The 14,128-nt window shown below is 58.0% G+C and carries 12 protein-coding genes; 7 read left to right on the top strand and 5 right to left on the bottom strand.

Translation table 11 applies throughout. The features are described from left to right. Position 1: 1 nt before the first annotated feature. Positions 2-886, bottom strand: a complete 885-nt coding sequence (locus B150_RS0100780; protein ID WP_020397964.1) for a DUF3034 family protein — start codon at positions 884-886, stop codon at positions 2-4. A 126-nt stretch (positions 887-1,012) separates the two neighbouring features. Between B150_RS0100780 and B150_RS0100775 the strand changes: the two genes are divergently transcribed. After that, entirely contained in the window at positions 1,013-2,911 is a 1,899-nt protein-coding gene (locus B150_RS0100775; RefSeq protein ID WP_020397963.1) for a PAS domain S-box protein, read from the top strand. After that, positions 2,904-3,329: a response regulator gene (locus B150_RS0100770; RefSeq protein WP_020397962.1), complete on the top strand. Its 426-nt coding sequence runs from the start codon at positions 2,904-2,906 to the stop codon at positions 3,327-3,329. Before B150_RS0100775 ends, B150_RS0100770 begins: the two co-directional genes overlap by 8 nt. An 81-nt stretch (positions 3,330-3,410) precedes the next feature. Here B150_RS0100770 and B150_RS0100765 read toward each other — a convergent pair whose 3' ends face one another. After that, positions 3,411-4,472 carry a hybrid sensor histidine kinase/response regulator gene (locus tag B150_RS0100765; RefSeq protein WP_162139634.1) on the bottom strand — a complete coding sequence of 354 codons (1,062 nt, stop codon included), beginning with the start codon at positions 4,470-4,472 and terminating at the stop codon, positions 3,411-3,413. A 436-nt stretch (positions 4,473-4,908) separates the two neighbouring features. On the opposite strand from B150_RS0100765, the gene B150_RS0100760 reads away from it, so the two are divergent. Next, entirely contained in the window at positions 4,909-6,108 is a 1,200-nt protein-coding gene (locus tag B150_RS0100760; protein WP_020397960.1) for an acyl-CoA dehydrogenase family protein, read from the top strand. 17 nt (positions 6,109-6,125) lie between these two features. Further along, on the top strand, positions 6,126-7,241 hold the full coding sequence (locus B150_RS0100755; RefSeq protein ID WP_020397959.1) for an acyl-CoA dehydrogenase family protein: 1,116 nt from the start codon (positions 6,126-6,128) through the stop codon (positions 7,239-7,241). A 95-nt stretch (positions 7,242-7,336) separates the two neighbouring features. Here B150_RS0100755 and B150_RS21995 read toward each other — a convergent pair whose 3' ends face one another. Beyond that, positions 7,337-8,047, bottom strand: coding sequence for an energy transducer TonB (locus B150_RS21995; RefSeq protein ID WP_020397958.1), 711 nt, complete (start codon positions 8,045-8,047; stop codon positions 7,337-7,339). Between the two features lie 374 nt (positions 8,048-8,421). Between B150_RS21995 and B150_RS0100745 the strand changes: the two genes are divergently transcribed. Continuing rightward, on the top strand, positions 8,422-10,569 hold the full coding sequence (locus B150_RS0100745; RefSeq protein WP_162139633.1) for a methyl-accepting chemotaxis protein: 2,148 nt from the start codon (positions 8,422-8,424) through the stop codon (positions 10,567-10,569). Positions 10,570-10,641: 72 nt separating this feature from the next. On the opposite strand, the gene B150_RS19075 is transcribed toward B150_RS0100745, so the two are convergent. Next, positions 10,642-11,130, bottom strand: a complete 489-nt coding sequence (locus B150_RS19075; RefSeq protein WP_020397956.1) for an Hsp20 family protein — start codon at positions 11,128-11,130, stop codon at positions 10,642-10,644. A gap of 148 nt (positions 11,131-11,278) precedes the next feature. Continuing rightward, on the bottom strand, positions 11,279-12,148 hold the full coding sequence (locus tag B150_RS0100735) for a LysR family transcriptional regulator (protein ID WP_020397955.1): 870 nt from the start codon (positions 12,146-12,148) through the stop codon (positions 11,279-11,281). Positions 12,149-12,265: 117 nt separating this feature from the next. On the opposite strand from B150_RS0100735, the gene B150_RS21990 reads away from it, so the two are divergent. Together B150_RS21990 and B150_RS0100725 are read left to right on the top strand one after the other, a co-directional pair. Continuing rightward, positions 12,266-13,216, top strand: a complete 951-nt coding sequence (locus tag B150_RS21990) for a peptidyl-alpha-hydroxyglycine alpha-amidating lyase family protein (protein ID WP_020397954.1) — start codon at positions 12,266-12,268, stop codon at positions 13,214-13,216. 4 nt (positions 13,217-13,220) lie between these two features. Next, positions 13,221-14,117: a DMT family transporter gene (locus tag B150_RS0100725; protein ID WP_081611249.1), complete on the top strand. Its 897-nt coding sequence runs from the start codon at positions 13,221-13,223 to the stop codon at positions 14,115-14,117. Positions 14,118-14,128 lie beyond the last annotated feature (11 nt).

Genomic DNA, 14,128 nt, shown 5'->3' with positions numbered 1-14,128 from the left:
TCTAGAACCCGAGCTGGAGGGAAAGATAGAAGCCTTGCTGGCCGCCCTGAAGCGCGATATCGCCAAGGTCAGTGAGCGCGCCGGTGACGGTCACATGTTTGCTGGGTAGCCACACCACATAGGCCGCCATGGCGTCGTCTTCTTCCGCGAAGGCCAGATTATCCGGCTTGGTGCGATAGTCGAAACCAACAGCAAAATCCTGTGACAGCAGGTAAACGGCGGAGCCCTCAAACTGCACGCTATGGCCACCGTTCGGGCCACCAAAGCCGAGCAGGCCAAACTGGTTGGCTTCCGTCAGCCGTGCAGCGGCGGAGACAACAAGGCTTTTATCAAGGAAGATCTTGCTGGCGGTGAGGTAGTAGTCGAACCCATCGTCATCCTCGGCACCCACGGCACGTACAATCGCGCCTTCGCTGGCTTTCTTATATTGAATACCGGCGGATACCTGCGGCAGCCATGTGTCCTGCGCGTAAACGGCGTCACCAAACAGGCGGACTTTTGCACCCACAATATCCTGGTTGAAGTTGAAGCCTTCACCGAGGCCGAGGCGCCCACCTGCGTCACCGGTGTCGAACCACTGGCGGGTGAAGGAAAGTTCCACCCGGTCGAAGAAGCCCACGGTCACGCCGGTTGCGTTCAGGGTAAAATCATCGGTCGTTACATAGGTGTGGTGGGCACTCGCGCCAATCTCACGGTTGGAGCCGTAGCCTGAGATCATCGCCCATGTGGAAAGGCCGGCGCCGCCGGCGCCTTCAACCTGTATCACGCCGGGCGTGGCCAGGAGTTTGCTGCTGCCAAAAAGGCTTTCATCTGCCGCTGCGGACTGTGCAGGAAATGACGAAGTGAGGAGTGCAGCTGATGCGACACTCGCGTACCGGAAAAACATGTTGTGGGTGCCCCTGAACCAATTGCCTGTTGCGCCGAGAGCTTAATCGCCTGATAGTTACTAACCTGTTTACGCTATAGAAAAATATTCGGATCAGGGTAGCGCCTGAGCGCAGCGGGAAGGTTTATGAGCCTGATTGAAAATCTCTTTTCCGACCAGTTCATGCCGCACGGCTATTGCTATATGTGGGCGCCAGAAGTGCTCTGGACTCACGTGCTGTCAGACGCGCTGATTGCCATATCCTACTTCAGTATTCCGCTTAGCCTTGTGGCTTTTCTCAAGAAGCGTGACGATATCAAGTTCAGCAACGTCTTCTACCTGTTCTCCGCCTTTATCTTCCTGTGCGGCGTCACCCATATCTTCAGCATCATCACGGTCTGGCACGGCACCTATGGCCTGTCGGGTATTGCGAAAATCGCCACGGCGATTGTGTCGTTTTTCACGGCGGTTGCCGTGTGGCGGCTTATCCCTGTGGCGGTGGCCATCCCGTCGCAAAAGCAGCTTGAACGGCAGGTGGCGGAGCGCACACGCGAGCTTGAACAGAAAACCGCCCGGCTTGAACTGGTGCTTGGCAAAATCTCCCCCGCGGTGATTGGGGTGGATGGTTATGGCCGCATCAAGCTCGTGAACCCGGCGGCTACCGGCCTGTTCGGCTATTCGGAGGCCGAGCTTATTGGACAGCCGGTCGAGATACTGGTGCCCGCCAATGTGCGCGAACGGCACCCAAGCCACCGGGCGGTCTTCTATTCCGACATGAAATCCCGGCCCATGGGGCAGGGGCGCGAACTATATGCCGAGCGCAAGGATGGCAGCCATTTTCCGGTCGAGATCGGCCTGACGGCGGTTGAGGACGACCCTGAACTTGTGGTGATCGCCACCATCGTTGATGTGTCGGAACGGGTGAAGGTGGCGAGTGAACGCCGTCGCCTCATCGCTACCATCGAGGCCGTGGATGACGGTATTTTCAGTGTCGATATGATGGGCACAATCGAGACCTGGACACCGGGGGCTGAAACCATTTTTGGTATGGGGCAGGAAAAGGCGATCGGTTGGCCAGCCTCCATCTTGCTGCCGGGCAAGGATGGCAAGAAGGGTGGCATCGCGGCTATCCTGGATAGCGTGGAGAAAGGTCATTCCGTGCGGCATCATGAGCTGCGCTACAAACACCCGGACGGGCATGAGGCAGATATCAGCATGTCCTTCTCCCCCATTCGCAACTTGCGTGGTGTGGTTACGGGCGCGGCTGTCGTGGCGCAGGACGTAACGGAAGCCAAGCAAGCGCGTGAGGCGCAGAAGCTTCTTAACGAGAAGCTCGCGCGCTCCAACGAGGCGCTCGATCAGTTTGTCTATATCGCGGCGCACGACCTCAAGGAGCCGGTGCGCGGGGTGCATAACCTGGCCTCCATCCTCCTTGAAGACTGTCTTGAGGAACTGGACGAAGAATATCAGGAAGACCTGAAAACCATCGCCGAACTGTCGGTGCGGATGGAGCATCTGATCGACGACCTGCGCGAATATTCCCGTATCGAACGCCGGTTGGAGAAAGCGGATCGCTGCACGCCGCATCAGGCCATTTCAGCGGTGCTTGAGGAGATCGACCCGTTCATCAAGGAACAAAATGCAGCGGTGACGGTGAAAGGCGCTTTACCCGCAGGCCGTATGTCAGCGGTGTGCCTGACGACCATTTTCCGCAATCTCATCACCAACGGGATAAAATATAACGAGCAGGAAGATAAAATTGTCGAGATCACTGGCGAAGCTAGCGCCCGACATATAGAATTCAGGGTGAAGGATAACGGTATTGGCATCGCGCCGGAACACCGCACGAAAGTGTTTGATATGTTCCGCCGCCTGCACGGTACCGGCGCGTATGGTGGGGGTACCGGCGCGGGCCTTGCGATTGTAAAACGAGTGGTCGAGCATCACGACGGTACGATCACGTTTGAAAGCGAAGAAGGCAAGGGGACCGAGTTTATAATCCGCCTGCCCCTAATCGCCGAGGAAGAGAGCAACAGTAATGAGTGACGGATTGATCCTTCTGGTCGAAGACAGCCCCGCCGATGTGCGCGTAACCAAACGCGCCTTCAAGAAAGCCGGTGTTGAAAACCCTGTTGAGCACTGCGCCGATGGCCGCCGTGCCATCAATTACCTGCTGCTGTCCAAACGGCCGGACGGCGCCCAGCGTCCGTCCCTCGTGCTACTGGATCTGAACCTGCCGGGTGTTGACGGGCGTGAGGTGCTGCGCACCATCAAGCATAGCGACGAATTCCGCAAAATCCCGGTGGTGATCCTCAGCACATCAGATGATGAGCGTGACGTGCAGGACTGTTACGACCTTGGTGCCAACAGCTACCTCAAGAAGCCGCATGACCTCGATGGCTTTGTGACGGCCATGCAGTCGCTGTCCGAGTTCTGGTTCAAGGCGGCGGAACTGCCTGCTTGACCCTGTGAGCATGCGCTTGAAGAAAAGGGCCCGCCATATTTGGTCGGGCCCTTTCTTTTGCCTTGGTAGGTGCTCAGAATTCTAGTCTTCAAGCCTTGGGCGCAGGGTGAAGCGGAAGTAGCTGCCGCCACCTTCGCGCTCGTCACACCAGATTTCGCCGTGGTGCAGGTCCATGATCTTGGTGCAGATGGCAAGGCCGAGGCCCGAGCCTTCCACGCCCTCGTTATAAAGCCTGAGAAGCGGTGTGAAGATGGCGCGGCGCGAATTTTCCGGGATGCCGACGCCGTTGTCCGCCACGGTGATGATGAAATGGTCGCCCTCCTGCGTGGCGGAGATATCAATCTCAGGCGTTTTGTCGCCTGCGTATTTGATGCTGTTGCCAATGAGGTTCTGGAACAATTGCACCAGTTCGGTGGGGTAGGCCTCAACCGTTGGAAGATCACCGACACGGATGATCGCGCCCGACTTTTCAATCGCTTCCGCGAGCACGTTTAGCGCGGTGCGCACACTGTCAGCAACATTCACCACTTCCGGATCATCGGCTGATGTGCCGGTGCGGGCATAGTGCAACAGGTCCATCACCAACTGCTTCATATAAAGCGCGGAGGTCATGGCGTTCTCGAGAAACTCGGGCACACGCTCGGTAGTGCCCTTCTCGAACGATTGCTGTGCGAGGGTCAGGAAACCGATCAGCCCCGAGAGCGGGTTCGCAAGGTCATGCGCGGCGCTTGAGGCGAAGTTTTCCATCACCAGCCGCTGGTGGTCGCGCGTGCGGCGCGCCCGCGAATGTTCAATCGCGCGGTCGAGCGCGACGGAGAGGCGGCGGCCGTCCATCTGCTTTTTGGAGATATATTCGTTGGCACCAAGCTTGATGGCCTGCGCGGCAATCTTCTCATTGCCTTCGCCGGTGATCATCACAACGCCGGTGTGGCCGTTGCCGGGCATATGGTGCATGCCTTCCATGAGCGCGAGGCCGTCAGAATCCGGGAGGTTATAGTCCAGCAGCACGCAGTCGTAATGCTTGTGGCTCAGCATCTCGCGCGCGCCAGCGACCGTCTCGGCGGTATCAACATGGTACGGGCTGCCGCAGCGCTTCAGCTCGCGCGTAATGAAACGGCGGTCTGCGCGGCTGTCGTCAACCAACAAAATATCCATAAACCGGGTTGGCATCATATACCTTCGGTTGTCGATTGGTCGGGCGGTCAGATTACTCGACCTCGAATCGTCGCCCCAAGTAATTCATACCGAATTCAGGAAAGAAAATCTAGTTTATTTATTTGAATAAAACTATTCTAAACGAATAATGTAAAATTTTATACAGTTATGGTTAATGATTAGTAAATAACGTGGTTTCTTTGTTAATTGATTTTCGAATACTAGAGGCTTTAGCCTTAATTCTGTGCGGTGTGCGCAATGGCTTGATGAATATTTGTTTTTCACCGCTTTTTGGGCCGTTCTAAAGCCTGCGCTTATTGCGAGTGTGGTTTCCGCCAAGATTCCTTGCTGCCAAGCCTTGAAGCCCGCGTTCGTCGGCCTAGTTTGAGCCATGAACAAGGCTAACAACTGTTGGATTGGTACAATGCGTCTCGACTATACCGAAGAAGACAAAGCCTTCCGTGAGGAAGTGCGTTCGTTTCTGGCAGAAAAACTGCCGGCCCATATCTCGAAAGCTGTGAAAGCGGGTCGCATGCCTGCGCGGGAAGACTATATCACCTGGCAGCGCATCCTGAATGAAAAGGGCTGGTCGGTGCACAGCTGGCCGAAGGAATATGGTGGCTCCGGCTTTACCCCGTTCCAGAAGCATATTTTTGAGGAAGAGTGCGTGAAAGCGGGCGCGCCCGAGCTGCCGCCTTTCGGCCTTAACATGCTTGGGCCAGTGCTGATCGCTTTCGGTTCGGAAGAACAGAAAGCACATTACCTGCCGCGTATCCTCAACTGCGATGACTGGTGGTGTCAGGGTTATTCCGAGCCGGGCTCCGGTTCCGACCTCGCGAGCCTCAAGACCAAAGCCGTGCGTGAGGGCGACCATTATATCGTGAACGGCCAGAAAACCTGGACCACCATGGGCCAGTATGCGGACTGGATCTTCTGCCTTGTGCGCACGTCCAATCAGGGCAAGCCGCAGGAAGGCATCAGCTTCCTTCTTATTGACCTCAACACTCCCGGCGTTGAAATGCGCCCGATCATCACGATCGAGGGCGGCCATGAGGTGAACGAGGTCTTCTTCCAGGACGTGAAAGTCCCGGTCGAGAATCTCGTGGGTGAAGAAAACAAAGGTTGGACCTACGCCAAATACCTGCTGCAGCACGAACGTGTGGGCATCGCCGGTGTGGCGGCGGCCAAGGAAGGCCTCAAGAAACTCAAGCGCATCGCGGCCGAGACGGATGCGGGCGACGGCACCAAGCTCATTGACGACCCGGCCTTTGCCGAGCGTATCGCCAATGTGGAACTGGACCTGATGGCCATGGAACTGACGAACCTGCGGGTGCTGGCGCAAGCGCAGGCCGGGGGTGCGCCGGGCGCGGAAAGCTCCATGCTCAAGATCAAGGGTTCGGTGATCCGTCAGGAAATCAGCGACCTTCTGCGCCGTGCGGTTGGCCCATACGCGCTGCCGTTCATGCCAGAGCTTGAATTGCCGGGCGCGAATGAGGAGCCGATTGGCCCAGAGGGCGCCAACTCCTATGCCGGTCACTATTTCAACCGCCGCAAATATTCCATTTATGGCGGCTCGAACGAGATTCAGCGCAACATCATCTCCAAGATGATCCTTGGGCTTTAAGGGAAGGGGTTTGCATCATGGATTTTAATCTGAGTGAAGATCATACCCTCCTCAAGGACATGGTCGCGCGTTTCGTGCGCCAGAAGTATGACTTTGAAACCCGCGACAAGATCATCAAATCCGAAGCCGGTTATTCGGCTGAGATCTGGGGTGAGCTGGCGGAGCTTGGCCTTGTGGCGGCGGTATTGCCGGAGCGTGTTGGCGGCCTTGGCGGCACCGGCATCGACATCATGGTGGTGATGGAAGAACTGGGTCGCGGTATCGTGGTGGAGCCTTTCCTCGCAACCGCTGTGCTGGGTGCTGGCCTGCTCGCGGAAGAAGATGCCAAGGGCCGTGGCCCGGCGCTTCTGGATAACGTAGTCGCGGGTGAGCACCTTCTTGCCTTCGCGCATTATGAGCCGGGCGCCCGCTATAACGCTGACGTGGTGGAAACTGCGCTCACGGCTGACGGCAGCGGCTTCAAGCTTTCGGGCGCCAAGTCTGTTGTGATTAACGGTGGACAGGCGGATACACTCATTGTCTCTGCCAAAGGTCCAAATGGTCGTGCGCTTGTGCTTGTATCCCGCGACGCCGCTGGTGTGAGCCTCCGCAACTACAAAACCCATGACGGGTTCTCGGCTGCTGAAGTGCAGTTTGAGGGTGTAGCGGTTTCGGCGGACGATATCCTTCTTGAGGGTCAGGCTGCGGAAGACGCAACGTCCCGCGCTATCGCCCGCGCAACCTTTGCACTCTGTGCGGAAAGCCTGGGTGCGATGGAAAACGCGCGCGATGCCACGCTTGAATACCTGCGCACGCGCACCCAGTTCGGTGTGCCAATCGGCAAGTTCCAGGTTCTCCAGCACCGCATGGTGGACATGTGCCTCGAGATCGAACAGGCGCGCTCCATCGTGCTGCTTGCAGCATCAAAGCTCGAAAGTGACGAGCGGGAGAAACACCTTTCTGCTGCTAAAGCCCTCGTGGGCCGCATTGGTCGCATGGTGGCCGAAGAAGCTGTGCAGATGCACGGCGGTATCGGCGTGACGTGGGAACTGTTGCTCGCGCACGTGGCCAAGCGCCTTGTGATGATTGACCATTATTTTGGTGACACCGATTATCACCTGAAGCGTTTCCAGAAGCTGTCGCGCGCCGCATAAGCGCCTGCGGATAGGCCAAAAAAAATCAAAAGCCCGGCGGTTTCCCGTCGGGCTTTTCTCTTCTCTTGACGGAAGAGCATCTGTCGTGGCTCGGACTATCCGCGGCGGCTGTTGCTCGCCAGGCGGTAATTGAGGGGGATGGTCAGTGCGATACTGTCCCGGCCCTCAGGTAGTGGCGGGAAACTGATACGGCGCATCAGGTCGATGGCTTCATCGTCCAGAATGTCGCTGCCGGAACTCTCGACAACTCTTTGGCCCATGATGGTGCCGTCCGCGCCCACATTCACACGCACCTTCACGGTGCCTTCGATGCCTTCCTCAATCAGCTGGGTCGGGTAACCCTGATTGCGGGCAAGGGTGCGCTGCACGTCACGTTGCCAATCTTTCCATGTGGCGGCGGGGCCAGCGACTTCAACGTTTGCCTCCATGGTTGTTGCCGTATCGTCCATCTGGAAGCGAAGCGGCACCTTGAAGACATAAATATCCTTGCCTTCCGGCAGCGGTGGCAGTGGGTTGATCCGGTCAAGAATGTTCAGCACTTCGGCGTCCAGCACCTCATGCCCTGATGACCGGTTGATGGCGAAACCGACGATGGAGCCGGATTTCGCGACCGTCACCTGCACCTTCACAGTGCCTTCAAGCTTTTGTTCCACAGCCTGGCGCGGGTAACGCTGCCCGGCGGCAAAACGGTCATAAACCTTCACGCCCCATGACTGGAGCTCATCTTCATCTGCATAAGTGGGAGCTGATATGGCCGCGGCGAATGTGGCGCCAATCAATAGTGCTTTGGTGTGAGTAAGGATCATGGGTCCCCTCCTTCGTGTGGCAAAGCAAAATCGAAACAGAACTGATTACTGGCCGCATGTCCGGCCCTTCCCCAAGACGCCTACGGTAATAAACATTCGTTTAAAACAGATTAATGAAACGGGCGTCACCGCAAACGACTGTAAAGATTCGTGCTTACGCGCGAAAGTGATTTCCAATTAACCGAAATTTCACAGTTTGCACAGCACCTTAGGGCACGCCCACCCTTGGTGAGTGTGTTGGCCGTGTGAATTTGGCGGTGAAATACGAAGCATGCTCGCTTTCGAAAGTTTTCAGGTACTACAGGCGATAGTTACAGGCCACGCTAAAGGTTTCGCTGATCTAAACGCACGATTTGGGGTGAGTGGAGATGAACGTGATCAAGTTTCTTAGTGCATTCAGTATTCGGTCCCGCCTTCTTGTCTTCGGGCTGGTTCCGCTTGCCTTCATGGTGTGGTTCATTATCGGCGAATATCTGGTGCTGGAAGCCGAACGCCGTGAAGCCGATGTCGCAGCCGACCTGACCGTGGTGGGCGAGGATATCAGCGAATTCATCCACGAGCTTCAGGTCGAACGTGGCCTCTCGGCGGGTTTTATCGGCTCACAGGGCGGGGTGAACTTCGCCAGTGCGCTTGAAGAGCAGCGCAAAACGGTGGACAGCGCGCTCACGACACTGAAAGCCACGCTCGCGTCAGAGGACATTCAGCGCATGTCTGATGCCGTGCTTGGGCCAGTGCAGGCCTTTGCGGGTGAGGCCAAAGCCCTCGGTGATTTCCGCGGCCGGGTTGACGACCTGAAGGTAACCGTGCCGCAAATGGCTGCTTATTATACCGGCATCATTGAGGCTGGCTTGGGCTCGATCGATAATATCGCCGCCAATACCGTTGCCGCCTGGCTCGGGCAGGAACTGGTGACCATCAACGCACTCTCCCGCGCCAAAGAAGCCTCGGGGCTTGAGCGTGCTGTGGGCGCGGCTGCCGTGGGTGGCAAGCAGTTCAATGCGGCGCTTTACCAGCGTTTTATTGGTCTGATTAACTCACAGGAAAGCTATGTCGCCCAGATGCGCCGCTATGGCGGGACGGAAGTGGCCAAAAGCTTTGACCGGGTGGTCGCGGGCAGTGCTGTCAACGAATTCCTCGCCAAACGAGAAGCGTTGATGGGTGCGGGTGTTGGCCCCCTGGATGTTGGCTTCAGCGGTACAGAATGGTTCGCGTCCTCCACCAAGCGAATTGAGCTGATGCGGGAGGTTGAAAGCACGCTGTTCCGCAAGCTTGAGACCAGCGCGGAGCAGCAGTATGAACGCATCGCAGCCAAGGAAACGGCCATGCTGATGCAGGCAGTGTTGGCGCTTGTGCTGGTGACGGTACTTGGCATCGCCATTGTGCAGAGCCTGTCCAAACCCATCAACCGGCTCATTAGCACCATGGGCGACCTTGGGGAAGGCAACCTTGAAGCAGAAGTTCCCTATACTGACTTTGACAAGGAAATCGGCCGCTTCGCCCGCGCGCTTGAGGGCTTCCGGGATGCACTTGTTGATCGCCAGCGCATGGAAGCAGAAGCCCGCGAGGCTGAGAGCCAGCGCAAGGAACGTGAAGCCCAGCGCGAGCTTGAAAAACAGCAGGAGCAGATCGAACGTGAAGCCCAGCGCCGCGAGGAAGAAGACCGTATTCAGGTCGAGCAGCGCCGCGCGCGCCGTGCCATGGCGGACCATTTTGAAGAGATGGTGTCCGGCATTATCGCGCAGGTGATTGAACGCACTGAAATCCTCAAAGAATCATCCCGCATGGTGGGGGCGTCCGCCAACGAGACCGCGGCCAAATCGTCCGAAAGTGTGGAAAACTCACAGGAAGCGGGCACGAGCGTGCAAACCGTTGCCTCAGCGGCGGAGGAAATGGCTGCCTCCATCGCGGAAATCAACAACCGCGTTCAGGACGCTTCCTCATCCACCCGCACGGCGACTGAGGCCGCAAACTCGGCCGTGCATACGGTAGACACGCTGGACGGCGTGGCTCAGCGTGTGGGTGCCGTCGTCAAGCTCATCAATGATATCGCGGAGCAAACGAACCTTCTTGCCCTTAACGCCACCATTGAGGCCGCGCGTGCAGGGGACGCGGGCAAGGGCTTTGCTGTGGTAGCAAGCGAAGTGAAGTCGCTTGCGAACCAGACAGCGAGTGCAACGCGCGAGATTGAGGAGCAGATCGAAGAAATGCAGGACGCCACTCGTGCCGCAATCGAATCAGTGCGCGGTGTCACGAAGCGTATCTCGACCATCGATGAAATCTCCGCCAGCATTTCCGCCGCGGTCGAGCAACAAACCGCTGCCACGCACGAGATCGGCCGCGCGGCTTCCGTCGCGTCTGACATGACGGCCAAAGTGTCTGAAAGCATTGACGGTGTGGGCCTTGCCGCCCGCGCCAATGCGGTGACCATGAGCTCGGTGGACGAAGCCACCATCGAGCTTCTGACCATGGTGACCGACCTACAGGCCAAGGTGAATGACTTCGTGGACGAAATGCGTAGTTAGACGCCGGTAGAATTCAGAATAACACAAAGGCCCGCCTATATTTGGCGGGCCTTTTTCTTTCAGCTGCTGTTATCAGGCCGCTTTCTGGCTCTTGTCCGAGAGCAGTTTTTTCGCCTTGCCGATCAGGCCGTCAGGCGTGCCTTCGCGGATTTCAATCCGGCGAGGTTTCATCTCCTCCGGTACCTCGCGCATGAGGTCGATGGTCAGAAGCCCGTTCGAGAGGTTGGCGCCCGTCACGCTCACATGGTCGGCGAGCTGGAACTCGCGCCGGAAATCGCGCGTCGCGATACCGCGGTGCAGGAAGGTGCTGTCTTCCTTGCGCTCTTTTTTCCTGCCCGTGACAACCAGCGAACGGTCCTGCTGTTCGACCGTCAGGTCATCCTCCGTAAAGCCGGCGAGGCTCAGGGTGATGCGGTAGCGGTCGTCGTCCGCTTGCACGATGTCATAGGGTGGATAGCTGATATCGCTATCTGCCGTCTTCATCGCGGCATCAAGCAGGTTGGCCATGCGGTCGAAGCCGATGGTGGAACGGAAAAGCGGGGAAAAATCATATCTGCTCATAGCTAACATCCTCCTTTGAGCAATGTTCACTTTGGCAATTCTGCCGCCGGCCCTTTGAGGCACCGGCAAAAAATATCTAGGAAGCCATTTTCGCTGTTCAAGAGGCGGGGGGTGAAATTTTTAATCGTTATAAAACAGTGGCTTGGTGTCATTTTTCCGCAAGAAAGTCGATGAGGGCACGGGCCGCTACCGAGAGCGGCATGTCGCGCCGCCAGCAGGCGTTGATGGTGAAATGCCGCCCCTCATTCTCACGGATCGGGAGGGCCACGATGTGATCACCCAAAGGTTTCGCCGCTTCCATCAAAAGGCCGACGGCGGTGCCAGCCTCCACGGTTTTGGCCAAGAGGCCCATGGCGTCACTTGCGAGCACAATGTTCGCCGCCCGCGCGTGCCGCCGCGCTTCCATCAGCAAGCGGGCATGGAGGGTGTAACCACGTGGCAGTGTTGCCACACGCTCCTGCAGCAGCTCGTCCCAGCTGATGTCCTTCTGTCCGGCGCGCGCATGGTCCGCGCGCATGCACACGGCAATCTGGCTCTCAAACACCGGGACTTGCTCAAAACTTGCGTCAAGGTCGTGCATCGCGAAGCCGATCTCTACCTCGCCAAGTTTGAGCGCGCTTTCAACCGCCGGCCCACCCATCTGCATGAGGGAGAGGGAGACACCGCTGTGCGCGGCGAGGAAATCCCCAAGCGGGGCGGGCAGCACATGGTTCGCCACCATGCTGGTGGCCGCGAGCGACAGTTCCGCCACCTCAAGGTTCGCAAGCGCCCGCATTTCGGACCGGGCTTTTTCCGCGCCCGCCAGCAGCGCACGGGCATGGGCATAAAGCCGGTAGCCTTCGCGCGTGGGCTCTAACGTGCGGCCCGCGCGGGCAAACAGGCTGACACCCAGCGTGTCCTCAAGCTGTTTCACGGCTGCCGTCAGCGCAGGCTGGCTTACGTGCAGGCCATCAGCCGCGCGGCGCATGCCGCCTTCATCGATGATGGCGGCGAAATATCGAAGCTGTTTCAGGTCCATGGCAGTATCCAAATATGATCAGATAAATCTATCATATAGATAAAAATACGGTATTTGAATTATCGATAACGCTACGCAATCTTCTGCGCAATCACCATGCACAAAAGGATGCGTCAAATGACATTCAGAAAACTGATTTCGGCAGCAGGTATCTTCACCCTCTCTCTGGTGGCGGCAGTCACGCCCACTCAGGCGGAAGGCGCGCACTGGGTGGCCTCAACCCCGAAATTGCAAATGCCGGAAGGCTGGTTCCTGATTGAGGTGCCCGCCGTGCTGCAAACCAGCACCAAGGCAGGCAAGCCCGGTCCTATCTATGTGTTCAACCGTAGCGACCACGCGCTTCTCAAATTCAAGGCGGATGGCAGGTTTGACTATGAGATCGGCCATGGCCTTTTCAAAAACCCTCATGGCCTCAGGGAAGATGCGGACGGCAATATCTGGACCACCGACAGCGGCAATCATCTGGTGCTCAAGTTCAGCCCGGAAGGTGAGCTCTTGCGCGTTTACGGCCGGCGGGACTATGCGAGCCCCGGCTGGTTCGACCGCGACTATAACTATATGTTCCTCGACAAGCCGAACGATGTCGCGTTTGACGCAGGCGGCAACCTTTATGTGGCGGACGGCGGCAATTTCCGCATCGTCAAGTTTGGCGTGGATGGCAATGTCATCAAAACCTTTGGCGAGAAGGGCAGCGAACCGGGCCAGTTCAACTTCCCGCATTCCGTGGTGGTGAAGGACGACACACTTTATGTCACCGACCGGGAGAACAGGCGCATCCAGCTTTTTGACCTAGACGGCACCTTCAAGGCCGAATGGACCCACGTGGGTTACCCCTACACGCTTGCCATCAACCCCGAAGGTGGTTTCCTGATGACTGACGCACGGGCGGAGAAACTGGTGTGGCTGTCGGACGAGGGGGAAATCCTTGGCAGCACCGGCGAGGCGGGCAAGGAGCTTGGGCAATATGTATCGCTGCACGGTGTCAGCCCACGGCCGGGCGGCGGCCTGCTGGTCAGCGATATTTTCAACTGGCGTGTGACCGCGCTGGACCGCGCCAATAAGCACTAGTGCCATGACAGCCAGCCCTATGGTGATGGGCGGGCAGGGGAATTTGCGCGGGGTGGCCTATATGGCCACCTATGCCGTTTTCCAGTCGCTCGTCTGGGTGCTTGTCCGTCTGCTTTCAGACCGCTACGCCCCTGAACTTCTGGTGTTTTATCGTAACTTTTTCGGCCTGCTTGCTGTGCTGCCGCTTCTTTGGCGGCATGGCAGCATGGTGTTCGCGACCAAGCGGCCATGGCTGCATGGCCTGCGGGGGCTGATTGCCTGCGGCGGTGTCTACAGCCTTTTTTATGCGCTTACAAACGCGCCGCTTGCCACCGTTGTGGCCATCACTTACCTCGCGCCCCTGCTGTCTGGCCTGATGGCCGTTCTGGTGTTGGGGGAGCGGGTGCAAAGGCTGCATGTGTTGGCCCTCGCCCTTGGTTTCACCGGCATGATGATCGTGGTGCAGCCCGCCTGGGCGGGCGGTTTCACCTTTGGCATTGCGGCAGCGCTTCTGGGCGCGGTGCTGACGGCGGCGGCCTTTGTTACCGTCAAGGTGCTATCGCGCACGGAGGCGCTGCCTGCCATGGTGGCATCCCAGTTTCTGCTGCTCGTGCCCGTCAGCCTCTATGGCGCGCTTGACCACTGGGTTTGGCCGACAGCCCATGATTTTGCGCTGATGGCGCTGATGGGGCTTGGCTTTGTGCTGGCGCAGGCGGCCATGGCCCGCGCCTTCACGTCCGCGGACGCTACGGTGGTGCTGCCGGTCGATTTCCTGCGCCTTCTGGTCGCCACTTTGGCGGGGGTAATCCTTTTTGGTGAGGTGCCTGAAAGCATGGTCTGGCTCGGCGCACTGTGCATTCTTGTGGCGGCGGTTTTGGCGGCTGTCCGCGCCCCGCGCGCGGGGCCGGTCAACAAGTCGTGAACAAAGTGTCG

This window comes from Kordiimonas gwangyangensis DSM 19435 = JCM 12864, from assembly GCF_000375545.1.
Taxonomy (GTDB): domain Bacteria; phylum Pseudomonadota; class Alphaproteobacteria; order Sphingomonadales; family Kordiimonadaceae; genus Kordiimonas; species Kordiimonas gwangyangensis.
Note: the sequence above shows the minus strand (reverse complement) of the source record. Positions and strands in the feature narration are given on the sequence as shown.